The sequence below is a fragment of the Pseudonocardia autotrophica genome (genome assembly GCF_003945385.1).
GTDB lineage: Bacteria > Actinomycetota > Actinomycetes > Mycobacteriales > Pseudonocardiaceae > Pseudonocardia > Pseudonocardia autotrophica.
In genome coordinates, this window is sequence record NZ_AP018920.1 from 4,797,142 (window position 1) to 4,820,792 (window position 23,651).

Annotated in this window: 18 protein-coding genes; 12 read left to right on the plus strand and 6 right to left on the minus strand. The window is 73.2% G+C overall.

Features of this window, described 5'->3' with window-relative positions; translation table 11 throughout:
* Together Pdca_RS22340 and panD are read right to left on the minus strand one after the other, a co-directional pair.
* Entirely contained in the window at positions 1-1,641 is a 1,641-nt protein-coding gene (locus Pdca_RS22340; protein WP_085914307.1) for a (2,3-dihydroxybenzoyl)adenylate synthase, read from the minus strand.
* Positions 1,638-2,045 (minus strand): aspartate 1-decarboxylase, encoded by a 408-nt coding sequence (gene panD / locus Pdca_RS22345; RefSeq protein WP_085914306.1) that lies wholly within the window; start codon positions 2,043-2,045, stop codon positions 1,638-1,640. Before panD ends, Pdca_RS22340 begins: the two co-directional genes overlap by 4 nt.
* A gap of 395 nt (positions 2,046-2,440) precedes the next feature.
* Between panD and Pdca_RS22350 the strand changes: the two genes are divergently transcribed.
* From Pdca_RS22350 to Pdca_RS22365, 4 genes are all read left to right on the plus strand, one after another.
* Entirely contained in the window at positions 2,441-4,189 is a 1,749-nt protein-coding gene (locus Pdca_RS22350) for an ABC transporter ATP-binding protein (protein WP_197719798.1), read from the plus strand.
* A complete protein-coding gene (locus Pdca_RS22355; protein WP_232021116.1) occupies positions 4,186-5,916 on the plus strand; it encodes an ABC transporter ATP-binding protein in 1,731 nt (576 codons plus the stop codon). Before Pdca_RS22350 ends, Pdca_RS22355 begins: the two co-directional genes overlap by 4 nt.
* A 137-nt stretch (positions 5,917-6,053) precedes the next feature.
* Positions 6,054-6,683, plus strand: coding sequence for an SAM-dependent methyltransferase (locus Pdca_RS22360; protein WP_085914304.1), 630 nt, complete (start codon positions 6,054-6,056; stop codon positions 6,681-6,683).
* A gap of 17 nt (positions 6,684-6,700) precedes the next feature.
* The gene (locus Pdca_RS22365; RefSeq protein ID WP_085914303.1) at positions 6,701-7,183 is read left to right on the plus strand and encodes a DinB family protein; all 483 of its coding nucleotides are present in this window, start codon (positions 6,701-6,703) and stop codon (positions 7,181-7,183) included.
* 13 nt (positions 7,184-7,196) lie between these two features.
* Here Pdca_RS22365 and rph read toward each other — a convergent pair whose 3' ends face one another.
* Both rph and Pdca_RS22375 read right to left on the minus strand, forming a co-directional pair.
* A complete protein-coding gene (gene rph / locus Pdca_RS22370) occupies positions 7,197-9,818 on the minus strand; it encodes a rifamycin-inactivating phosphotransferase (protein ID WP_232021117.1) in 2,622 nt (873 codons plus the stop codon).
* 173 nt (positions 9,819-9,991) lie between these two features.
* The gene (locus Pdca_RS22375) at positions 9,992-12,361 is read right to left on the minus strand and encodes an ATP-binding protein (protein WP_085914301.1); all 2,370 of its coding nucleotides are present in this window, start codon (positions 12,359-12,361) and stop codon (positions 9,992-9,994) included.
* 247 nt (positions 12,362-12,608) lie between these two features.
* On the opposite strand from Pdca_RS22375, the gene Pdca_RS22380 reads away from it, so the two are divergent.
* Both Pdca_RS22380 and Pdca_RS22385 read left to right on the plus strand, forming a co-directional pair.
* Positions 12,609-14,252: a flavin-containing monooxygenase gene (locus Pdca_RS22380; RefSeq protein ID WP_085914345.1), complete on the plus strand. Its 1,644-nt coding sequence runs from the start codon at positions 12,609-12,611 to the stop codon at positions 14,250-14,252.
* A gap of 12 nt (positions 14,253-14,264) precedes the next feature.
* On the plus strand, positions 14,265-15,185 hold the full coding sequence (locus tag Pdca_RS22385; protein WP_085914300.1) for an alpha/beta hydrolase: 921 nt from the start codon (positions 14,265-14,267) through the stop codon (positions 15,183-15,185).
* A 52-nt stretch (positions 15,186-15,237) separates the two neighbouring features.
* On the opposite strand, the gene Pdca_RS22390 is transcribed toward Pdca_RS22385, so the two are convergent.
* Positions 15,238-16,320 (minus strand): TetR/AcrR family transcriptional regulator, encoded by a 1,083-nt coding sequence (locus tag Pdca_RS22390; protein ID WP_085914299.1) that lies wholly within the window; start codon positions 16,318-16,320, stop codon positions 15,238-15,240.
* Between the two features lie 87 nt (positions 16,321-16,407).
* On the opposite strand from Pdca_RS22390, the gene Pdca_RS22395 reads away from it, so the two are divergent.
* Genes Pdca_RS22395 through Pdca_RS22405 form a run of 3 tightly spaced genes read left to right on the plus strand, consistent with a single transcriptional unit; the run spans position 16,408 to position 18,973 of the window.
* Entirely contained in the window at positions 16,408-17,022 is a 615-nt protein-coding gene (locus Pdca_RS22395) for a transcriptional regulator (protein ID WP_085914298.1), read from the plus strand.
* Positions 17,019-18,386: a PEP/pyruvate-binding domain-containing protein gene (locus Pdca_RS22400; RefSeq protein WP_085914297.1), complete on the plus strand. Its 1,368-nt coding sequence runs from the start codon at positions 17,019-17,021 to the stop codon at positions 18,384-18,386. The genes Pdca_RS22395 and Pdca_RS22400 overlap by 4 nt, the downstream gene beginning before the upstream one ends.
* Positions 18,386-18,973 carry a histidine phosphatase family protein gene (locus tag Pdca_RS22405; RefSeq protein ID WP_085914296.1) on the plus strand — a complete coding sequence of 196 codons (588 nt, stop codon included), beginning with the start codon at positions 18,386-18,388 and terminating at the stop codon, positions 18,971-18,973. Before Pdca_RS22400 ends, Pdca_RS22405 begins: the two co-directional genes overlap by 1 nt.
* A 23-nt stretch (positions 18,974-18,996) precedes the next feature.
* Here the strand turns inward: Pdca_RS22405 and Pdca_RS22410 are convergent, their stop codons facing one another.
* Positions 18,997-19,947, minus strand: coding sequence for an AraC family transcriptional regulator (locus Pdca_RS22410; protein ID WP_085914295.1), 951 nt, complete (start codon positions 19,945-19,947; stop codon positions 18,997-18,999).
* A 141-nt stretch (positions 19,948-20,088) separates the two neighbouring features.
* Between Pdca_RS22410 and Pdca_RS22415 the strand changes: the two genes are divergently transcribed.
* Genes Pdca_RS22415 through Pdca_RS22425 form a run of 3 tightly spaced genes read left to right on the plus strand, consistent with a single transcriptional unit; the run spans position 20,089 to position 23,649 of the window.
* Positions 20,089-21,321, plus strand: a complete 1,233-nt coding sequence (locus Pdca_RS22415) for a cytochrome P450 (protein WP_085914344.1) — start codon at positions 20,089-20,091, stop codon at positions 21,319-21,321.
* A 4-nt stretch (positions 21,322-21,325) separates the two neighbouring features.
* Positions 21,326-22,354, plus strand: a complete 1,029-nt coding sequence (locus Pdca_RS22420) for a 2Fe-2S iron-sulfur cluster-binding protein (RefSeq protein WP_085914294.1) — start codon at positions 21,326-21,328, stop codon at positions 22,352-22,354.
* A gap of 29 nt (positions 22,355-22,383) precedes the next feature.
* Complete coding sequence (locus tag Pdca_RS22425) at positions 22,384-23,649, plus strand: cytochrome P450 (protein WP_085914293.1); 1,266 nt, start codon at positions 22,384-22,386, stop codon at positions 23,647-23,649.
* Positions 23,650-23,651: the final 2 nt, after the last annotated feature.

The following is a 23,651-nucleotide window of genomic DNA, read 5'->3' on the forward strand; positions in this document are numbered from 1 at the left end:
TCAGTCCTTCTTCGTTCGCTGGGCGCGCTTGCTGACCTTCCCGGCGACCGTGCTGGGGAACGTCTCGACGACCTCGACCAGGTCCGGGAGCTTGTATCCGGCCAGACCGCGTTCCCGCAGGAACGACCGCGTCCCGGCGAGCGTGAGCGCCGAGGGGTCACCGCCCTCGCGGGGCACGAGGTAGGCCTTGGCTCGCTCCCCGAGCACGTCGTCCGGGACCCCGACGACGGAGGCGTCGTGCACCGCCGGGTGGGCGAGCAGGTGGTTCTCGACCTCCTCGGGCGCGATCTTCGAGCCACCCCGATTGATCTGGTCCTTCGCCCGGCCGACGACGGTCAGGTAGCCGCGCTCGTCCTGCTGGACCAGGTCGCCGACCCGGTAGAAGCCGTCGGCGGTGAACACCGTCCGGTCGTGCTCCGGGGTCCGGTAGTACCCGCGGACGGTCGCCGGTCCCCGGGTCAGCAGGTGGCCGGGAGTGCCCTGCGGGACCGGCCGGTCCTCGTCGTCGACGACGAGGATCTCGTCCGCGTCCGAGGTCGGCCTGCCCTGCCGGGTGGTGATCGTCTCCTCGTCCTCGTCGAGACCGGTGAAGGTGTGCAGGCCCTCGGCCATGCCGTAGCTCTGCTGCAGGGTGGCGCCGAGCTCGCGGCCGATCCGGGCTGCGGCCTCCGCGCCGAACTTGGCCCCGCCGACCCGTACCGTCCGCAGGCTGGTGAGGTCGTACTCACCGCGCAGCGACGAGTTCAGCCAGGCCAGCGCCAGCGGCGGGACGAGCGCGGTCTCGGTCACCCGGTGCCGCTGGATCAGCGGGAAGACGGTGTCCGGGCTCCCGTCGGTGGCGAGCACGATCGTGGCACCCGCGTGCAGCGCGCCCAGGTAGCCGGGCGAGCGCATCGCGAAGCTGTGCGGCATCGGCAGCACGACAAGCTGGACGGTGTCCGCGGTGATGCCGCCGACGCGGGACGCCTGGACCATCGACCCCAGGTAGCCCTCGTGGGTGTGCGGGATGAGCTTCGAGGTGCCGGTGGTGCCGCCGGACAGCTGCAGGAACGCGACGTCGGAGGGCAGCGAGCGGCGCTCGTGGCGCAGCGGCTCGTGCGCCAGCAGCGCGTCGAGCTCCGGGCCGCCGCCGGCCCGGTCCAGCACGACGGTGTGCGCCACCGTCGGCGACGACGCGGCGATCCCGGCGGCGAGCCCGGCGAGGTCGCTGCCGTCGTGCGACTCCACGGTCAGGTAGGCGACGGCCTCGGCCAGGTCGACGAACTGGGCGATCTCGTTGCGCTCGTGTGCCGCCAGCGCCAGCACCGGGACGGCGCCGAGCTCGAACAGCGCGAACACCAGCGGGATGTACGCGGCGACGTTGGGCAGCTGCACGACGACACGGTCGCCGCGGCCGATGCCCCGTGCGCGGAACCCGGCGGCCAGCCGCAGCACCTGCTCACCGAGCTCGGCATAGGTGAGCTCGGTGTCACCGGCGATCACGGCGACGTCATCGGGGACCCGCTCGACGGTGTCGAACAGCATCTCGGAGAAGGTCCGATCGATCCAGAGCCCGTCCCGGCGGTAGCGGGCGGCGAACTCCTCCGGGTGCCCGACGACGCCGTCGAGCACCAACGGCTCGAGATCCGGCACGGCGCTCACCGGGAGGCGACCTGGTCGACGGTCCCGGGAACCGGCTGGGCCGGGTCCACACCGAGCTCGACGATCCGGTTGTCCGCGTCGACGTGCACCACCCTGGGCCGGTGCGTGGCCGGTTCGGCGTCGTCGGCCAGCAGGTAGGAGATGATGATGACCAGGTCACCGGGGTGCACGAGATGCGCGGCGGCACCGTTGATGCAGACGACGCCGGAACCGGGCTCACCCATGATCACGTAGGTCTCGAGCCGGGCGCCGTTGGTGATGTCGACGACCTGGACCTGCTCCCCCTCGACGAGCCCGGCGGCCTCCGCCAGGTCGGAGTCCAGGGTCAACGAGCCGACGTAGTGCAGATCGGCCTGGGTGACGGTCGCACGGTGGATCTTTCCACCGAGCACGGTGCGGAACATCGGATTCCTCTCGGGCTGCTCGGAGTCACGGCAGCCGACGTGACGGGCCGGGAGAAACGACGAGGGCCACGGAGGGACACGAAGGACACCGCCTCGCGTCACGACCCCGCCAGACATCCGGGACGGTCCCGGCTCCTCGCCACGACGATGACCGGATACCTCGGTCGACGACGGCGGGTGTGTGTCGGCTGGTCTCGATTACGCCGAGCGACGCTAACTCCTGTGGTTTGTTTAGGCTAGCCTCAGGGTTGTGGTTACTGTCACCGGACGTAGGGGTTCGACCACACGATGACCCGTGGTTAGGGTCGCCTTCCTCCGGATCTTCCCGTGCCGCGCGGCTCGCCGGGCATCGACGGGTACGCCCTGCGGAAAGGACGACATGACCATGGCTCCGCGTGACCCCTGAGCGCTCGACGGACCCGGCCGGGCTCGGGCGTGGCCGCCTCACCCGCCGGTTTCCGGTGCTCTGGCAGGCCCCGCCCTCCCCACCCCCGGTGGAACAGTTCGCCGTCGCCCCGGGCACCGGCCCACGACGGTTCACCGCCCGGGTCGCGGTCGCGGCCCCCCGCCTGACCGTCCCGGCCGCGGCGCTGGCGATCGTGCAGAACGCCGCCACCGCGTCCATCCCGGTGATCATGGGCCTGGCGATCGACCGCGCGTTGCAGACCGGGGATCTCGTGCAGCTCTCGGGCTGGCTGGCCCTGCTGGGGATCACCTTCCTCTGCCTGGCGCTGGCCTTCCGGGTCAGCGCCTTCCTCGCAGCCCGGGCGGTGCAGACGGTCGAGCACCGACTGCGCAGCACCCTGTCCGGGTCGGTCCTGCACCCGGCCGACGGACGGGTCCGCCGGCCCGACGGAGTCGTCCTCTCCACCGCGACCAACGATCTGACCCGGCTCTCCACCGCGGTGAACCTCGGTGTGTTCCCGGTCGGCGAGCTCGCCGGGATCACCGTCGTCGCGGTGTCCCTGCTGGTGATCCACTGGCCGCTCGGCGTGGCCGTGCTGCTCGGCGCGCCGGTCGTCGTCTGGCTGATGGGTGCGCTGAGCGGGCCGTTCTCGCGGACCGCGCGGCACGCCCAGTCACTGCTGGCGGTCGCGGTCGGGCGAGCTACCGACCTGGTGACCGGCTACCGGGTTGTCAAGGGGGTCCGCGCCGAGGAGGAGGCGACCCGCCGCTACCGGCACGAGAGCCGGGCAGCACTCACCGGGGCGTACACCAATCTCGGGGCTCTCGGCCGCTACCTCGCCGGGAGCAACACCATCTCCGGGCTCTTCGTCGCCGGCATCGCGGGGCTGGCCGGGTTCTTCGCCGTCGCCGGCGAGATCACGATCGGCGAGCTGATCGCGGTCGCCGGGCTGACCCAGGCGCTGCTGCCACCGTTGAACCTGCTGACCGCGAACGCCGGCGCCGTCTGGGCGGCCGCCGTCGGATCGGGCGAGCGGGTACTGGATCTGCTGCGTGCAGCCGGTGACGCACCGGAACCCGCCGCGCCCCCGCCCGGCCCGGCCACCCCGCCGGTCGTGGAGGTCATCGCCGACGGCGACGAACCGATCCGGCTCGAGCCGGGCGCCGTGATCGGGTTGCACGCCGACGACCGCACCGCGAATGCGATCGTCGGCTCCTTCCTGGCGCCGCGAGGTGTGGGGCGGATGGCCGAGGTGCTTCTCGACGGCGTTCCCGCCGCCGAGCTGGACCCGGCCGACTACCGGGCCGCAGTCGTCGTCGCACCGCACGAGGCCGGTCTGTTCAGCGGCACCGTCGCCGAGAACCTGGACCTGCCCGGTGCCGCCCCGCACCACCGGGCCACTGCGCTGTGGGCTGCGGCCTGCGACGACTTCGTATCCGGCACGCCGGGCGGCCTCGACATCCAGGTCGGGGAGAACGGCAACCGGCTCTCCGGTGGCCAGCGCCAGCGGCTCGCGCTGGCCCGCGCCTACGCCCGCGACGCGCAGGTCCTGGTCCTGCACGAGCCCACGACGGCCGTCGACTCGGTGACCGGTGCGGCGATCGCCGACCGGCTGCGCCGGGTGCGCGCAGGGCGTTCGACGCTCCTGGTCACCACCTCCCCCGTGCTCCTGGCCCGATGCGACCGCGTCGTCGAGCCGGGGGCGCACGCCGGCGGCCCGGTTCGGGTGACCCGGTGACCGCCGACGCGATCCGGCCGGGTCTGCCCGTCGCCGGCTGGGGGACGACCTGGGCCGAGCTGAAGCTGGTCAGCCGTGGCCACCGGCTGCGGCTGCTCGCCGTCGCGTTGCTGGGGCTGGGCAGCTCCGCGCTCGGGCTGGCGATGCCGGTGGCGCTCGGCTCGCTCATCAACTCCGTCGACGCCGGCACCGCGGACGCGGGCACCGTGTGGTGGACGATCGTGGTGATGGTCGGCGCGACGAGCGTCGCCGCGGTCGGCACCGCGCTCACCGCGGTCCTCGCCGGACGGATCTACCAGACGCTTCTGGCGGAGCTGCGCGAACGCCTGGTGGCCCGGGCGATGCAGCTGCCGCAGGGCGTCGTCGAGCGGTCCGGGACCGGCGACCTCGTCGCACGGGCCAGTGACGACGTCTCCCAGATCGCCGAAGCCGCGCACCGGGTCGTCCCGGCGCTCACCTCGGCCGGTTTCACGATCCTGGTCTCGGTTGCCGGGATGACCGCGCTGGACTGGCGCTACGGGCTGGCGCTCGCGGCCACTCTCCCGGTGCACGTGTTCGCGCTGCGCTGGTACCTCGCCACCGCTCCCGCCGTCTACCAGGCCCAGCGCAGGGCCGCCGGCGAACGCGCGCAGCAGATCCTGGAGTCACTGCGCGGCTTCGACACCGTGCAGGCCTTCGGCCTCGGCGACCGGCGACACCGGCGGGTCGTCGGCGCGTCCTGGGAGGTCGTGCGGCACACGCTGCGGGCGCGGACGGTGCAGAACATGTTCGTCGGCCGGCTGCACCTCGCCGAGTACCTCGGCCTGGCGGCCATCCTGGTCGTCGGCTGTCTGCTGATCGGATCCGGCAGCTCGACGGTCGGCATGGCGACCACCGCGATGCTCGTGACCCTGCGTCTGTTCGGACCGGTCACCCAGCTCCTGCTGGTGATCGACGTGCTGCAGTCGGCACTGGCCTCGCTGAACCGGATGATCGGGGTGATCACCATGCCGCCGGGCCGCCCCGTGGAGGGCACCACCGGCGCCACCGCGGTGGGCGCTCCGGTCGTCCGGCTGAGCGGGGTCGGGTTCGCCTACCCGGGGGGCCGGCAGGTGTTGCACGACATCGATCTCACGATCGGACCGGGTGAGCGGGTCGCGGTCGTCGGCAGCTCCGGAGCGGGCAAGACCACCCTGGCCGGGTTGCTCGCCGGGATCCACGCGCCGAGGAGCGGCACCGTCACCCGCCCGGAGAACACCGTGCTGATCACCCAGGACACCCACGTCTTCACCGGGACGTTGCGCGAGAACCTGAACCTGGCCGCACCCGGCGCCGGTGACGCCGAGATCGCCCGCGCACTCGCCGCGGCCGGCGCGGACGGTCTGCTCGAGTCGCTGCCCGATGGTCCGGACACCCTGCTCGGCGCCGGCGGGCGGGCGCCGACCCCGGCTCAGGCCCAGCAGATCGCGCTGGCCCGCCTCGTGCTCGCCGATCCCGACCTGGCGATCCTCGACGAGGCGACGGCCGAGGCCGGGTCGAGCGACGCGGAACTGCTGGACCGCTGTTCGGCGGCCGCGCTGCACGGACGCGCCGGCCTGGTGATCGCCCACCGGCTCTCTCAGGCCGCGGTCTGCGACCGCATCGTCGTCATGGCCGACGGCCGGATGATCGAGAGCGGCAGCCACTCCGAGCTCCTCGCCGCCCACGGGGCCTACGCCCGGCTCTGGCGGTCCTGGACCGCGCGCTGAACCGGGCCACCGACTTCCGCACCGCCGTCCCGTCATCGCTCCGGACGGCCTGACCCGCTCCGGACGAGTCGAGGTCGCCCGTTGCCGGAACAGCAACGATTCTTGCCGTCCCGGTCGCCCTGGATCAGGGTGGCGGCATGAACAGCACGGATGCCACCACCTTCTGGGACGACCTGTACGCCACCCGGCCCGCCGCGACGGACGCACCGTCGGCCAACGCCCGACTCGCGGAGACCGTCGACGGTGTCCAGCCCGGCACCGCACTGGATCTGGGCTGCGGCGCCGGGGGCGACGCCCTGTTCCTGGCCCGCCGCGGATGGCGGGTGACCGCGGTCGACGTGTCGGCGGTCGCGACCGGCAGGCTCGCCGATCTCGCCCAGCGGCTCGGGCTCGGCGACCGGATCCGGACCGCGACCCACGATCTCGGCGAGACGTTCCCGGACGGGAGCTTCGATCTGGTGTCGGCGCAGTACCTGCACACCCCGCTCCCGCTCGACCGGGACGCCGTCCTCCGGGCGGCCGCGGGTGCGCTGCGGCCCGGCGGGCTGCTGCTCGTCGTCGACCACGGCTCGATCGCGCCGTGGTCGTGGAACCAGGATCCGGACACCCACTTCCCGGCGCCGGCCGAAATCGCCGCCGGGCTCGACCTGGATCCGGCAGGCTGGACGGTCGAGCGTGCCGATGCCCCGCGCCGGATCGCGACCGGTCCGGACGGAAGCACCGCCGAGGTCGTCGACCATGTCCTGACCATCCGCCGCACCGCCTGACCCACCGGAGGAACACCGTGCCGAGATCCGCACGACAGGACACCCCACCCCCGCGCACCGGAGCCTCGGAGGCCGAGGTCCTGCGCGGTTTCCTGGACTATCTGCGCACCTCGATCGCAGCGAAGGTGGAGGGCGCGCCGGAGCCGGCCGTGCGCACCGCCGCCGTGCCGTCCGGCACGAACCTGCTCGGCCTGCTCCACCACCTGACCGCGGTCGAGCGGGCGATGTTCCTCGGGGAGCAGGTGACCGACTGGCAGGCGACCTTCCACACCGGCCCGGAGGACACCGTGGACTCCGTCGTCGCCGGCTACCGGGCCACGGTCGCGGCCGCGAACCGGGCCCTGGATGCCCTCCCCGATCTCGGTGCGCCGCTGCCGCGGCCCGGCCGGCCCGCACCGACCGTCCGCTGGGCGCTCACGCACATGATCGAGGAGACCGGGCGGCACGCCGGGCACGCCGACATCCTGCGGGAGCTCGTCGACGGGAGCACCGGCCGGTGATCGGCCAGGGCCTCTACTCGGCCAGGATCCGGACGTGACCGCTGGTCCCGTCGACCCGGATCCACTGCCCGTCCCGGATCAGCCGGGTGGCTCCCGCCACCCCGACCACGGCGGGCAGCCCGTACTCCCGGGCGATCACCGCGCCGTGCGTCATCAGGCCGCCCACCTCGGTCACGAGGCCGGCGACCGTCACGAACGCCGGCGACCAGCTGGGATCGGTGAAGGCGGTGACCAGGATGTCGCCGGTGCGGAGATCGGCCGCGGCCAGGTCGGGTACGACGCGGGCGCGGCCCTCCACCTCCCCGGTGGACGCCGGCAGCCCGATCAACGCGCCGTCGGGCACATCGTCGCGCCGGTACGTCCCGGCGACGGTTTCGCCGTCCGAGGTGAGTACGCGAGGCGGGGTGAGCGCGCGGAACCTGTCGAGCTCCGCCCGCCGCCGGTGGACGAGCGTGTCGTCGACCCGCCCGGTCCGGGCGACGTCGTGGAGCTCGTCGAGCCGCAGCAGGAAGCAGTCCTCCCGGTCGCCGAGCACGCCGTCCCGCACGAGCCGGTCGGCCTCCCGCAGAAGCGCCCGCTTGTAGGCGAAGTAGCGGCCGATCATCGCGAACTTGGGGTACTCCCGATACCCGACGAAGGTCCGCAGGCGGTCGATCATCGCCGCGGTCTCGTCGGCCTTCCGCGCCCCGTCCGGGAGCGCCCGCAACCGCTCCAGCAGGTCCTGCTCCTTCGCCGCCGCCTCCTGCCGGCCCTGCTCGAAGCGGCGGCGCCCGGCCCCGGGCCCGGCGTTGTCGACGTTGCCGAGCAGCACCGCCACGAGATCCCCCGGGCGCTCGGCCCAGCGCGGCCGGGCGATGTCGATCTCGCCGACGCAGCGCGCGCCGTACCGGTCGAGGTAGCCGAGGATCGCGTCCCGTGCGTCGTGTCCGCCGGGCAGCCCGGCCAGCTCGCCCGGGAAGCCGTCGGGGAACCCGCGGTCGACGGCGGTGCGCAGATGGTCCACCACCGCGGGATGCGGGCGGATCGCATCGGCGACGTCGAGCAGCGCCAGCCCCATCTCCGAGGTGACGTTGCCGGGTGCGGACCGGGCCAGGGTGTCGGCCGCGTTCGCCTCCCCCAGCCACTCCCGCATCCGGTCGTTGAGCCACCAGGTGGCCTGCATCCCGGCCATGATCACCTGGTGGCTGCGCGGCTCGATCAGCAGCCGCTGCAGCTCCCCGAGGTCCGTCTCCAGGAAGTCGAACAGCTCCGGTCCCCGCAGCTCCGCGATGTCCCGTTCGACGGCGGCCAGGGACGCCCGCCAGTGCGCGACCAGCTCCTCGACCAGGGCCGGATCGGCGTCGATCGGGGCGGGCTCGGCGGCGCCGGCCGGCGGCTGCGGCGGGGCCGGTGGCGGGACGTCGGGCACGATGCCGCCGCCGTCGAGCACGGTCTGCAACGCGTCCCGGATCAGCGGGTCGGACGCCCCCAGGCCGCCCAGGACCAGCTCCCGCGTCACCGGCGACGCCAGCTGGTCGACGACGTCGACGAACAGCCGTCCACCGGCCTCGGCCATCTGCCGCGGCGTGGTCCGCTGCCAGACGGACAGACCCAGCGGCGTCATCGCGTCGGTCATCATCTGCTGGTGCCCGACGGACACGTACACGTGGGGGCGGCCGTCCGTGGTCACCGGGACCGGGAACAGCGTGGTGATCGGCCTGCTCTGCAGGATCCGGAACCGTCCGTCGGCCAGGCACCACTCGATGTCCTGCGGGGCGCCCAGTGCCGCCTCGATCCGCCTGCCCAGCCGCGCGAGCTCCAGCACCTGCGCGTCGGTCAGCACCGGCCGCCGTTGCATCCGCGGATCGACGGCGTCGGTCCACGTCCCGCCACCCGGTGACGGGCGCACGGCCAGCGCCTTGCTCCCGATCGTCGTCCCGACGATGCCGTCGCGCACCGTGTGGTGGTCGGCGTCGACCCGGCCGGAGACCAGCGCCTCGCCGAGGCCGAAACAGGCCTCGACGGCCACCACGGTCCGGTTCGACGACACCGGATCGGCCGTGAACAGCACGCCCGATCCCTGCGGGTCGACCATCTCCTGGACGATCACCGCCATCCGTGCGGTGCGGTGGTCGATGCCGTGCCGGGCCCGGTACGCGACGGCCCGCTCGGTGAACAGCGACGCCCAGCAGGAGCGGACGTGTCCGACGACCGCCGACGACCCGACGACGTTCAGGTAGGTGTCCTGCTGACCCGCGGACGACGCCGTCGGCAGGTCCTCGGCGGTGGCGCTGGACCGGACCGCGCGCCCGCCCCCGCCGGCCGCCGCCGCGATCTCCGCCGCCAGGTCGTCGGGTACCGGGGCGGACTCCATCGCCGCCCGGATCTGCGCGGCGAGCCCGGCGAGCCCGGCCGGATCGTCTGCGGCGAGCCCGTCCAGCCGGTCGACGAGTTCGTCGAAGGCGGGCACCTGGGCCGTGAACAGCCGGAAGGCGTCCGTCGACACGCAGTAGCCGGCCGGCACCTCCACACCCTCGATCCGCGACAGCTCCCCCAGGTGCGCGGCCTTGCCCCCGACCAGCGCGATCCGGCTCCGGTCGAGCTCGCGCAGATCGTGTACCCAGCGCCCGGTCGTCGTGCTCGCGGTGTCGACCACTGTTCTCCCGTGTGTCCGTGCCGCATGCCGAAGCGGCGTCGGCGGGAGAGCTTCCAGCATGATCGGGGGCTTGCCGCAAGCCCCCTGCCGCGCTATACGTTGAAGCGGGACGCGGGTACGACTCCGTGTTCACCGGGTCACCGCCGCCGCGCTGCACGTTCGGCAGCGCATACTCACCCGGGCGATCCGGCCCGCCGGCTCTGCTCGATCACCCACGTCGCGACCTGGGTCCGCGACCCGGCGTCGAGCTTGCGCAGGATGCGCTCGACGTGGCCGTCGACGGTGCGGCGCGAGATGACGAGCCGTTCCGCGATCGCCTTGTTGCTGAGGCCCTCGGCGATGAGCAGTGCGACCTCCTCCTCCCGGGCGGTCAGCTCGGCCAGGGTGCGCCCGGCCATCCGGAGTGTCCGATCCGGCCGCCCGGACCCGGCGACGGTGACGATGTCGATGCAGATCCGGACGGCGTCGGCCACGTCGGCACCCGCGTACTCGTTGCGCAGGGCGTCGGCGGCGTCGGCGCCGAGCACCCGGTCGATCTGCTCGTCGTAGGCGCGCCCCTCGGCCGAGGCGTGCGGGCCGAAGGCCGCGAGCGAGGTGCCGAGACGTCGCCAGACACCGGCGGCGACACCGGACAGGGTCGCCCCGTCCGCGGCCCGGCCGGTCGCCGTCATGATCCACGAGCAGACCTCGACGCTGAGCGCCGTGCAGACCCCGTCGCGGAAGTCCCGCTCGATCAACAGGGTGCTGAGGACCGCGTCGCGTGCCGCCTGCAGCTCGCCCAGGTGCAGCCTGGTGATGGCCTCGACCCAGCGTGCATAGCCGTGGTTCCACATCTCGCCGTCGGCGGTCGCCCGCTCGATGACGGCGGCGACGGTCGACAGCGCCTGCTGCGGCCGCTCTCCGTAGGTCTCGGCCATCCCGAGCTGGAAGCCGGCCGTGAGCTCGGCAGGGGCGTCGCCGACCTCACGATGCATCTCCATCGCGTGCCGGTACCGGTCGACCGACTCCACCAGGTCGCCCTCGAACAGGTTCATCAGAGCCGTCCAGTGGGCGGCGTGACCCTGCATGGCGACGTCGCCGAGCTCCTCGGCGATCGCCGTGCACTCGTCGAGGTACTCACGGGCCACCGACCGGTCGCCCTGGATCAGGGCGACCCACGCCACCACCCACAGCGCCTCGCCCCGCTCCGGGGTGCGCGGATCGAGCCGGCGCAGCAGCCGCTCCAGCCAGCGCCGCCCGTAGGTGAGGAAGCCACCGGCGATCCAGTGGTAGCGCAGCAGCGACGCGAGCCGGGCACCGGCGACCTCCTCGCCCGGGGTGCTCGCGCTGAACCCGAGCGCGGCGAGCAGGTTGGGATGGTCCAGCCGCAGGCGGGCGAGGTCGCGTGCCTGGTCCGGGCCGCACCAGCGCTCGAGCACCGTCGTGGCGACCGCGATGTAGTGGTCGCGGTGCAGCCGGCGGATCTCCTCGGTGCAGCCGGACTCGTCGAGCTGCTCGGCGCCGTACTCCCGGAGCGAGACGAACTGCCGATACCGCAGGTCCTCGCCGTCCCGGTCGACCACGACGACCGATTTTCCGATCAAGCCGTCCAGCGCGTCGAGCAGCCGGTCCCCGGCCAGGTCGCCGTGCCCGCACACGCCCTCCAGCGTCTCCAGGCCGGCCGATGCGGGGAACACCGACATCCGAGCCCAGAGCAGCTGTTCGGCCGGACTGCACAGGTCGTAGCTCCAGTCGATGAGCGCGCGCAGCGACTGTTGGCGCGGCTCCGTGCCGGGGCCGGGTGCGGCCAACAGGTGCAGGCGCCCGTCCAGCCGATCGACGACCTGCGACACCGACAGCGACCGGAGCCGGACCGCAGCGAGCTCGATCGCCAGCGGCAGGCCGTCCAGCTTGCGGCAGAGCGCTACGACGGCGCCGCGGTTGCCGTCGTCGATCCGGAACTCGGGCAGCAGGCCGCGGGCGCGGTCGAGCAGCAGCCGGACCGACGGCACCTCGGTCAGCGACCGTCCGTCACAGCGACCGGTCTCCGGGACGGCAAGCGGATCGAGCCGGTGCACCTGCTCGCCGCGCACTCCGAGCGCGGACCGGCTGGTGGCGAGCACGGTCAGCTCCGGCAGGTCCGCGAGCAGCCGCAGCAGCAGTCGCACGGTGCCCTCGACCAGGTGCTCGCAGTTGTCGACGACGAGCAGCGACGGCGCCGCGGCCAGGTGCCCGATCACCCGGTCGACGGCGTCCCGGTTCGACTGGTCGGACACGCCGATCGCGGTCGCCACGGTGGGCGCGATCTGCGAGGGGTCGGTGACGCTCGCGAGCTCGACGACGTACACGTCGTCGTCCCACAGCTCGGCGGCGGTCAGCGCGGTCCTCGTCTTACCGACGCCACCGGGCCCGGTCACCGAGACGAGGCTGTGCGTCCGGAGTTCCTCGTGCAGCCGGGCGACGTCCGACTCGCGACCGACGAAGCTGTCGAGCGCCGTGGCAAGGCGATGGCGGCCCCGCGGAACCTGACGTTCGCGCCGGTCCTGCCCGGCGACGTCGACCATGACGCCTCCCCATCCAGGAGTGCCGCCCAGGGTGGCACGAAACCTCGCCGACGCCATACCTGATGACGCTCGGTGAGTACCCGGGTAACACGCGCCGGCGCCGCGGGTACCGCCCCGGACGGCGGTGAGGTGCTTCCACGCTGTCGGCGGTCCGTGCCCCGAGGGCACGGTGTCGTGGCGATCACACGGCCGCCGGCTCGACCGGCGGACCGCCACCACGTCACCCGCAAGGAGGCTGGTTCCAGTGGTGTCCCCTACCGCCGAGAATCACGACGCGATCATCATCGGGGCCGGATTCGCCGGCCTGTACGCCATTCACGCGCTGCGCGACAAGGAGTCCAAGAACGTCGTCGCCTTCGACGCCGCCGACGGTGTGGGCGGCACCTGGTACTGGAACCGCTACCCGGGGGCCCGCGTCGACATCGAGAGCGTCCACTACTCGTACTCGTTCGACGACGCCCTCCAACAGGACTGGCACTGGACGGAGCGCTTCCCGGCACAACCGGAGATCCTGCGCTACCTCGAGCATGTCGCCGACCGGTTCGACCTTCGCCGCAGCATCCGGTTCCACACCAGGATCGTCTCGCTCGCCTGGGACGACGACAACTCACACTGGACGGCGACCACCGACGCCGGCGAGGTGCACACCGCGCGGTACGTCATCTCCGGCGCCGGCACCCTGTCCGTCCCGAAGGAGCCCGAGTTCAGCGGGATCGAGAACTTCACCGGAGAGACCTACGCGACCGGCAACTGGCCGCACCACGAGATCGGTTTCGAGGGCAAGCGGGTCGGGATCGTCGGTGTCGGCTCCTCGGGCATCCAGGCGATCAGCGAGATCGCGAAGACCGCCGGGCACCTGACCGTGCTCCAGCGCACCCCGAACTACGCCACCCCGATCGGCAACTACCCCACCGACCCCGCCGAGGAGGCCGCTGAGAAAGCCGACTACCGGGCGCTGCGGGATGCCTCGCGCAACCACTTCCTCGGTGTCCCCTACTCCGAGGTGCAGCCCTCCGCGGTCGCCGCATCCCCCGAGGAGCGCCGCGAGGTGTTCGACGACCGCTGGAACCGCGGCGGGTTCCGGCTGTTCATCGACTCCTTCGGCGACATCCTGTTCGACCACGAGGCGAACGACACCGTCGCCCAGTACATCCGGGACCGCATCCGCGAACGCGTGCAGGACCCGGCGACGGCGGAGCTCCTGGCTCCGCGCGACCACCCGTACGGCACCAAGCGGCCGCCGCTGGAGACCGACTACTACGAGGCCTACAACCGGCCCAACGTCGATCTGGTCGACGTGCGGTCCAACCCGATCGAGGCCGTCACCGAGACCGGTGTCCGGCTCGCCGACGGCACCGTGCACCGGTTCGACGTGCTGGTTCTCGCCACCGGCTTCGACGCGTGCACGGGGCCTCTGCTCGCCATGAACATCGTCGGCCGCAGCGGCCTCGCGCTGGCCGATCACTGGGCGGACGGCCCGCAGACCTACCTCGGTCTGATGGCGGCCGGATTCCCGAACCTGTTCATGATCACCGGCCCGCAGAGCCCGTCGGTGCTCTACAACATGCCTCTCGCCATCGAGGACCACGTCGACTTCTCGGTCGAGGCGATCCGGTACATCGAGTCCACGGGGCGCTCGGTCATCGAGCCCACCTCGGACGCGGAGCGCGACTGGGTCGCGCACACCAACGAGCTCGCCCAGGCGACCCTGCTGCCCGACTCCCCCACCTCCTGGTACATGGGCAACAACGTGCCCGGCAAGCCGAAGCGGGTGCTGGTCTACCTCGGTGGCGCGCCCGGCTACCGCGCCCGGTGCGACGAGGTGGTCGCCGCCGGATACGCGGGCTTCGACATCTCCAGCAGCTCCGACCGCGCGCTCGCGCAGGCCTGAAAGGACCGACCCATGCCACTCGACCCCGATGTCAAGGCCCTGATCGACGGCCTCGGCGCGCAGGGCTTCCAGTCCTTCGAGAAGCTCGGCGTGGACGGCACCCGCGCCGCCGTCGACAGCTTCACCGGTCTGCAGCTTCCCGCCCGCGAGGTCGCCGCCGTCGTCGACGCGAGCTACGGCCCCGCCCCGGAGCAGCGGCTGCGGATCCACGTCCCGCACGGCGACGGACCGTTCCCGGTGGTGCTGTACGTGCACGGCGGCGGCTTCGTCGGCGGTGGACTGGACGTCGTCGACGAGCGGGCACGCGCCCTCGCGCTCGATGCCGGTGCGGTCGTCGTGACCGCGACCTATCGGCGGGCCCCCGAGTCCAGGTTCCCGGCCGCACACGACGACGCCTTCGCCGCACTCCGGTGGACCGCCGGGGAGATCGCCGCGCACGGCGGTGACCCCGCCCGGATCGCCGTGCTCGGCGACAGCGCCGGCGCCAACCTCGCCGCGGCCGCGGTCATCCGGGCCCGGGACGAGGGCGGGCCCGCCGTACGCTCCCAGGTCCTGCTGTACCCGCTCGTCGACCCGGCGGCCGAGACCGCAGCGCGTACCGAGTACGCCGAGGGGTACCTCCTCCACCTGGAGGCGCTCGCCTGGTTCGGTGCGCAGTACGTCACCGGCCCCGGTGACGTCACGGACCCGAGGCTGGCGCTGCCGGCCAACGACCTGGCCGGGCTGCCCCCGACCCTCGTTCTCACCACGGAGTTCGACCCGCTCCGGGACGAGGGTGAGTCGTTCGCCGCCGCGCTGGACGCCGCGGGCACCCCGGTCACCGCGACCCGGGCCGACGGACTCGTGCACGCCGTGTACTGGGCGTCCGGAGCCGTTCCGCGCAGCAGCGAGGTCCACGACGCGGTCCTGGCGCACCTGCGCTCCTCGCTCTGAGGCACGCCCGACCGGCGTGCGGGACCGGTGGCGGCCACGGCGGCGCCGGGCGTCAGGCCCGCGGCAACGCCGTGGCCGCCGCCACCGTGTGCCCGGCCCCGAGCCCCTCGGCCCGCGCGACGATCCTCCCCCCGCGCACCCGCACCGCCACCTCGGTGCGCACCCCCGGCTCCCGCACCCCGAGCGCCGTCGCGACGGTCCCGTCGTCCAGTACGACCCGGAGCCGGGGCAGGTCGGACGGGGTGAACACCCGGCGCAGGCAGCCGACGAGATCGACGATCCGGAGCCGGGCCAGGCGACCCAGCTCGGCCGGATCGTCACCCACCACGACGACCGTCACCTCGTCCCGCAGCCGGGCCGACCGCAACGTCTCCTCGGCGGCCCGCAGGCGGTGCACGCCGAGCGCGACCACCACCCCGTCCCGGCCGGGTTCGGCGGGGCGACCGCTGATCTCGTCGACCAGCCCGCGCGGTGCCTCCCAGGGGAGGTCGACGATCTCGGCGGGGTCGACATGGTCCAGGTACGGGGGGCGGTCGTCGTCGACGATCGCGATGCCGGCCAGATGTTCGGCGGCGCGCACCAGGTCGAACGGGTCACCGACGCCGGGGGCGTTCTCGGCGACGGCCGCAGCCCCGGCGAGCAGGGTCAGTGCGAGCCCGGCCGTCCGCACCCGCCGGCCGGCCCCGGGGCGCCGAGCCTCCAGCGCGAGCCCCAGCAGCACCGCTTCGAACCGGACCAGCTCGGCCAGCGCCTCCCGGGCCGGTCCGTCCTCGACGACGCCGGAGAGCGATCTCAACTGCAGGTGACCACTGCCGGGTGCGTCGCCGACGAAGGGGAGACGCTCCAGCCAGACCCGGGCGAACTCCGCCAGCGCCGCGCCGGTCGATCCCGGCGGCACCACGGGCGGCTCGGCCTGCTCGCGGGCCCGCTCGACGACGTCCACCAGCACGGCCAGGTACAGCGCGCGTTTCCCGGCGAAGTTCGAGTACACCGCGCCCCGGGTCAGCTCCGCGCGCTCGGCGACCCGGTCGACCTTCGCGGCGCCGAACCCGTGCTCGGCGAACTCCTGCCGGGCCGCGGCCAGCACGGTGCCTCGGGTGCGTTCCTGCTGCTGGGCCCGCGTCAGTCTCGGCATCGACCCCTCCCATCGCCGACGTCATGCTACAACTGTCATCCAGATGTTGCCGACATCTGAAGACTAACGGCATTCGGAGATGAGACCGTGGCGACCACGACTCCCCTGGACCTTCTGGTCCTGCACACGTTGCGCTGCACCGGACACACCGACCTCGGCCGGCTCGCCGCCGCGACCGGGCTGCCGCCCGCCACCGTCGAGTCGGAGCTGCTCGATCTCGCCGCCGCGGGACTCGTCGTCCACGCGACCGGGCCCTTCGCGTCGTGGGGCCTGAGCGCGCGGGGCCGGGCAGCCGACGCGGACCGGATCGCCGCCGAGCTCGCCGCCGCAGGCACCGGCCCGGCCCTGACCGCTGCCCTCGACCGGTTCCTCGAACTCAATCCCGAACTGCTCGACCTGTGCACGGCGTGGCAGCTGCGCGGCGCGGGCGGCGCCACCGTGGTGAACGACCACTCCGACCCGGAGTACGACGCGCGGGTGCTCGACCGCTTCGTCGATCTCGACCGGCGCGCCGCCGTGGTCTGCGAGGAGCTGACCGCCGCGCTCGGACGGTTCGGGCGGTACCGCCCGCGGCTGGCACTCGCCCTGCGCCGGGTCCGGGCGGGCGACCTCCGGGAGGCCACCGACAGCACCACCTCGTTCCACACCGTGTGGGCCGAGCTGCACGAGGACCTGCTCACCACCCTCGGGATCCCGCGATGAGCCGGGTGCACACCGTCTCCGCGCAGCTCGACGAACCGGCCGCGAGCATCGGCGCGAAGGCCCGCGGGCTGGCCGAGCTGCACCGGCTCGGGTTGCCGGTGCCGGCCGCCGTCGTCGTCACCACCGAGGTCTGTCGCGGCGTCCTCGGCACCGGCCGGCTCCCCGATGGGCTCGTCGAGGAGGTGACCAGCGCCCTCGGCTCCCTGCCGCAGCAGGTCTCGGTCCGCTCCGGTGCGGCCGATTCGATGCCCGGGATGATGCGCACGGTCCTCGACGTCGCCGTACACCCCGGTGGACCGAACGCGCCACTCGCGGACGCGCTGCGCGAGGTGTTCACCTCCTGGGACTCGCCCCGCGCCCGCACCTACCGGACGCTGCACGACATCCCGCACGACCGGGGTACCGCCGCAATCGTGCAGGTCATGGTCGACGGCGCCCGCGACGACCACAGTGGATCCGGGGTCGCCTTCAGCCGGGACCCGAACACCGGTGCGCCGGCACCGTTCGGCGACGTCCTGTTCGGACACCGGGGCGACGACGTCGTCTCCGGACGGGTCCGGACCCGTCCGCTGGGCGAGCTGGCCGGGCGCGAACCCGCGGTGTGGGCGGCGCTCACCACCGCCCTGGACCGGGCCGAACGCCGGCTGCGGCGACCCTGCTATGTCGAGTTCACCTACGAGTCCGGCCGGCTGTGGTTCCTCCAGCTCCGCCCGGCCCAGGTCACCGGGCTCGCGGCGCTGCGGATCGCGGTGGACCTCGCCGACGACGGCCTGATCGACCGGCCGGAAGCGGTGCGGCGGACCACCGAGCGGGACCTCGACCGGGCCCGGACACCGACGCTCGCGCCGACCGGCGCCGACGTCGTCGCCGGGCAGGGCATCGGGGCGTGCCCGGGAGTGGTGTCCGGCCGGGTGGCGACCAGTGCGGACGCGGCGGTCCGCTACGCCGCCGGCGGCCCGGTCGTGCTGGTCCGGCCGGAGACCTCGCCGCACGACATGCACGGCCTCGCGGCGGCCGTCGGGATCCTCACCACCCGCGGCGGGCCCGCCTGCCACGCCGCGGTCGTCGCCAGGGCGCTGGGCCGGCCCGCGGTCGTCGGCGCCGCCGATCTCGACGTCGACCCGGTCGCCGGGACGGTCACGACCCGCACGGGCACCCTCGCCGAGGGCACGGTGATCACCATCGACGGGACGACCGGCCAGGTCGTCCTCGGGCACGCCGGCGCCGTCGTCGACGACGCCGGCCCGCACCGCGACCGGCTCCTCGACTGGGCCGACGAGATCTCCGGTGACCACACCCCGCGTCCCGGACCGGACCGCCTGCACGACGCGCACACGGCTCTGCGAACAGAGGAGAACCGCTGATGCCCGCGCGCCGCCTGCATCTCGTCCGGCACGGAGCCGCCGATCCGTTCGGCCGGCTCACCGACGACGGACACCGGCAGTCCGAGCTGCTCGGCACCCGCTTGGCCGCGCTGCCGATCGGCGCCGTGTGGCACTCGCCGCTGCCCCGGGCCGTCCGATCCGCGCAGATCCTCGCCGAGTACCTGCCCGGTGCCGGAGTGCACGAGGCGGACGAGCTCGTCGATCACGTACCGCACGTGCCCGGCGCCCCGCCCGCGGAGTGGGCCGGCTTCTTCGACGGCTACGACGCCGCCGAGGCCGCCGACGGCGCCGCCCGCGCGGCCGCCCTGACCGGCCGGTTCACCCGGCCCACCGGCACCGACACGCACGAGGTACTGGTCACGCACGCCTACCCGATCGCCTGGCTGGTGCGGCACGCGCTCGACGCACCACCCGCCCGCTGGCTCGGTCTCAACCCGGGCAACGCATCGCTCACCGTGATCGAGTACCGGCCGGGCGCGGCACCGACCCTGGTGCTCTACAACGACATGGGGCACCTGCCCCCGGAGCTGCGCTGGACCGGCTTCGGCGGCGGCCCGCATCCCTGACCGGCGCCGCGGTACCCGGTGGTTCAGCGCCGGGTACCGCGCCGTGCTGCGGACGGCGGGTGGCCGTAGCGACGCCGGTACGCGGCGGCGAACCGGCTCGGGCTGGAGAACCCCCAGCGCGCGGCGACGTCGCTCACCGAGAGCTCGGTGCGGTCCTCGAGATCGGCCTTGGCCCGCTGCAACCGCACCACGGTGAGGTGTTCCGTCGGCGGGCAGCCGATCCACTCCTGGAAACCTTCCTGGAGCCGGCGCACCGTCGTGTTCCCGATCGCAGCCATGTCCGCCACCGTCCACGTGCGGGCCGGGTCGTCCCGGACCGCGTCGACCACCCGGGAGATCGTGCGCGGCCGCGCGATGGGCCCGTGGCCCAGGTCGGGGCAGCTGGTCAGCAGGAAACCGGCGGCGACCGCACCGGCGAGCTGCTCGCGCACGGCCGGGGATCCGCTGAACGCGTCCGGCCTGCGCATGAGCGGAGCCAGGCTGTTGACCAGTTGCCGCCAGTCCTCACCGGGCCCCGCATCGAGGTCGAGCCGGTCCGGCATGACACCGGCGACCCGCGCGGGTTCGCTGCCCAGGATCCGCTCGGCCTCCAGGTCGAGCCAGTCCCGGTCGAACTTGACCCCCAGAACGGTGCAGGTCGCATCCCAGTGGCTGATCACCGACAGCGTGTCGGCCCGGAACACCGCTGCCTGACCTGCCACCGAGGTGACCGGTCCGCGGCGGCCGCGGGAGACGAGATGCCCGGTCAGCGGCAGGTTCACCTCGTAGGCCCCCGGGTAGTCGCACACGATCTCGATGTTCGCGCCCCAGCCGACGTAGCCGAGCAGCACCGGCCCGAGATCGAGGGTCTGGAGCGTGAGGCGCGGCTCGTTCCGCGCGCCGATCGGGGTGAGCTCGTGCGGGAAATAGGCGTCGGCGACCGTGCGCGACACCTGCTCCCAGTCCCGTGGGGGCGCACCTCTGCGTGCGGCCATGCCCGGGAGCTTATCCCAGGTCAGGCCTCCACGGATTTCCGCGCGATCGGTACCGGATCCGCGCGATCGGTGTCGCCCCGGCCGGCCGCGCGGACCTACCTTCTCGCCGTCCCGAACGGCGCAGTGAAGGAGGTCACGTCGATGACGACGTTGAACCACACCGCAACACCCGACCTGTCGTGGCTGAACGACGTCACGATGACCGAGCTGGAGCGCAACCCGTACCGGACCTACGAGCGGCTGCGGGCCGAGGCCCCGCTGGCATACGTCCCGGTCCTCGGCTCCTACGTCGCCTCCACCGCGGAGATCTGCCGGGAGATCGCCACCAGCCCGGACTTCGAGGCCGTGATCACCCCCGCCGGTGGCCGCACCTTCGGCCATCCGGCGATCATCGGCGTCAACGGTGACGTCCACACCGATCTGCGCGGCATGGTCGAGCCGGCGCTGCAGCCGATCGAGGTGGACCGCTACGTCGAGGATCTCGTCCGCCCGATCGCCCGGCGGCATCTCGAACGGATCGAGAACGACGGCCGGGCCGAGCTGGTCTCGCAGTACTGCGAGCCGGTCAGCGTCCGCTCGCTCGGGGACCTCCTCGGGCTCACCGACGTGCACTCCGACACGCTCCGCGACTGGTTCGCCAAGCTGAGCCGGTCGTTCACCAACGCCGCCATGACCGAGGACGGCGAGTTCGCGAACCCGGAGGGGTTCGTCGAGGGTGACCAGGCGAAAGCCGAGATCCAGGCAGCCGTCGACCCGCTGATCGACCGGTGGATCACCCACCCCGACGACAGCGCCATCTCGCACTGGCTGCACGACGGCATGCCGCCCGGCCGGACCCGCGAGCGCGAGTACATCTACCCGACGATCTACGTCTACCTGCTCGGCGCCATGCAGGAGCCGGGCCACGGCATCGCCTCCACCCTGGTCGGGCTGTTCGGCGAGCCGGAGCAGATGGAGCAGGTCGTCGACGACCCCACGCTGATCCCGCGCGCGATCTCCGAGGGCATGCGCTGGACGTCGCCGATCTGGTCGGCCACCGCGCGGATCTCGACCCGCCCGGTCACGGTGGCCGGGATCGACCTCCCGGCCGGCACCCCGGTGATCCTCTCCTACGGATCGGCCAACCACGACACCGGTCGGTACGACGCGCCGACCCGGTTCGACCTGCACCGGCCGCCGCTTCCGCACCTGGCGTTCGGCGCGGGCAACCACGCGTGCGCCGGCATCTACTACGCCAACCACGTCATGCGGATCGCGCTGGAGGAGCTGTTCGAGTCGGTCCCGAACCTGGAGCGCGACACCGGCGCGGACGTCGAGTTCTGGGGCTGGGGATTCCGCGGCCCGACCAGCCTGCACGTCACCTGGGAGGTCTGAGCCGGTGGTGTTCACGGCGACCGTCGGTGGCAAGCAGGTGCCGTGCCACCCGGACCAGGCGATCCTCGACGCCTTCCTCCGCGGCGGGGTGTGGATGCCCAACTCCTGCAACCAGGGCACCTGCGGAACCTGCAAGGTGCGGGTGCTGCGCGGGGAGGTCGACCACCGCGACTCCCCCGCCGACACGCTCGCGCCGGACGAGCGGGCCGCCGGGCTCGCGCTGGCCTGCCAGGCCCGGCTCCGCTCCGACGCGGTCGTCGAGCCCTCCGGACCCGGCGCCGGCACCGCGGGGCGCGATACGCATCCGTTGCGCGACCTCGACACGACCGTCGTCGACATCGAGGACATCGCACGAGACACCCGCCGGGTGCGGCTGGGCCTGACCGATCCGCTGGCCTTCCATCCCGGGCAGTACGTCGAGCTGGCGGTCCCGGGGTCCGGTGTCCGGCGGCAGTACTCGCTGGCCAACACCGCCGACGAGGACAAGGTCCTGGAACTGCACGTCCGGCTGGTCGAGGGCGGTGCCGCCACCGAGCGGTGGATCTTCGACGGGCTCGCCGTCGGCGACCGGGTCCGGGCCGCCGGGCCGCTGGGTGACTTCTTCCTGGCCCCCGCCGACGAGGACGGCGGGGAACCGATGGTCATGATCGGCGGCGGCACCGGGCTCGCCCCGCTGATCGCCCTGGCCCGGACCGCGCTGACCCGCGACCCCGGCCGGCAGATCCTGCTGTATCACGGCGTCCGCGGCGCCGCCGATCTCTACGACCTCGATCTCATGGCCCGCCTCGGCGAGACCCACCCGGGGTTCACCTTCGTCCCCGTCCTGTCCCACGAGGATCCGCCCCCGGGCACCGCCCACCGCACCGGTCTCCCGACCGATCTCTTCGTCGACGACGTCGCGTCGGCCCGCGGCTGGTCCGGCTGGCTCTGCGGTCCGCCACCGATGGTCGAGGCGGGGGTGAAGGCCTTCAAACGCCGGCGGATGGCCCCCCGGCTGATCCACCGCGAGAAGTTCACGCCGGCCGACGCCTGAGCACCTGCACCCACAGTCGAGGAAGACTGATGAGCAGCACCGTCTCCACATCCGCCCCGTCCACCTGCCCCCGCGACTTCAACCCGATGGTCGCCCCGGACCGGGACGACCCGAACCCGTTCTACGCGGACTGCCGCGACACCGAGCCGGTCCGGTTCAGCGCGACCCTCGGGGCCTGGCTGGTCACCCGCTACGACGACCTGCGGACGGTCGTCGAGGACCCGGCGACCTACTCCTCCCGCAACGCGATCCCCTCGATCTGGAACAACCCGCCCGAGGTCGTGAAGGTCTTCGAGGACGCCGGATGCACGCCCGAGGGCGCGACGATCGTCAACACCGACGAACCCGAGCACGCGCCGCTGCGGCGCACCCTGGAACACGCCTTCGGCGGGCGCCGGATCCGCGCGGTCCAGCCGCTGATGAAGCGCAAGGCCGACGAGCTGATCGACGCCTTCACCGCCGACGGCTCGGCCGACCTGCTCTCCCAGTACGCCGACCCGTTCGTGCAGGCCGTCGTCAGCGCGGTGTTCGGCATCCCGGAGGACGAGGTCGATCTCGTCCAGGACTGGACCGACGACCAGGTCCTGCTGTGGAACCCGCTCGCGCCGACCGACGGCAAGGTCGACGCCGCCCGGCGCATGGTCGAGTACGAGCGCTACATCGCCGCGCTGATCGAGGACCGTCGCGCGAACCCGCGCGAGGACTTCATCTCCGACATGGTGCACGGCGACGGCGACGCCTTCCCGCCGATGAGCTACTCCGACATCCAGTACGTGTTCCGCGGCTTGCGGGTCGCCGGGCACGACACCACCCGGGACACCCTCACCAGCACGCTGCTCGCGATGCTGACCCACCGGCGCTGGTGGGAGGAGGCGATCACGAACCCGCGGATCATCCCGCGGCTGGCCGAGGAGACCCTGCGGCGCGACGCCCCGCACCGCGGACTGATGCGGGTGACGACCCGCGACACCCGGCTCGGCGGCGTCGATCTCCCGGCGGGCAGCGCCCTGCTGCTGTTGTTCGGCTCCGGCAACCGTGACGAGCGAACCTTCCCCGAGCCGGACCTGCTCGACCCGGACCGCCCCAACGTCCGCGACCATCTCGCGTTCGGCCACGGCATCCACCGGTGCCCCGGCGCGACCCTGGCGAGGACCGAGGTCAGGTTCGCCGTCGAGGCGCTGACCGGGCGCCTTCCCGGGCTCGCCCTCCAGCCGGGCTGGGAACCGACCTACATCGCCAGCTACTTCTTCCGGGGTCTGGAGGAGCTGCGTGTCTCCTGGCCCACCGCTTCCTGAGT